Origin of the sequence: Psychrobacter sp. TB20-MNA-CIBAN-0197 (genome assembly GCF_040309765.1) — a bacterium.
GTDB classification, from domain to species: domain Bacteria; phylum Pseudomonadota; class Gammaproteobacteria; order Pseudomonadales; family Moraxellaceae; genus Psychrobacter; species Psychrobacter submarinus.
In genome coordinates, this window is the sequence record NZ_JBEOPC010000890.1 from 1 (window position 1) to 259 (window position 259).

1 protein-coding gene is annotated in these 259 nt (G+C 61.4%); it reads right to left on the reverse strand.

Annotation, left to right across the window (positions count from 1 at the left end; translation table 11 throughout):
- Positions 1-182 (reverse strand): hypothetical protein (locus tag AAEY83_RS16425; protein ID WP_351060752.1); only part of this gene is annotated, 182 nt, incomplete at its 3' end.
- Between the last annotated feature and the right edge of the window lie 77 nt (positions 183-259).

The window sequence follows — 259 nt, forward strand, 5'->3', positions numbered from 1 at the left end:
GCCTTGGCGGCAACCGGTTTGGCTGCCGCTTTGGCCGCAGGCTTGGCGGCTGCAGTTTTGGCCGCAGCTTTTGCAGCAGGTTTCGCCGCTGCTTTGGTCAGTGGCTTGGCCGCGGTTTTCGCCGCAGGTTTGGCCGCTGCAGTTTTAGTGGCAGGTTTCGCCGCAGCGGTTTTCGCCGCCACAGGCTGAGCTTTCAGACCGGTGAGTTTTTCGATCTGTTTGGTCAGCGTGTCGACCTTGGCGTTGAGCGCCTTCACCT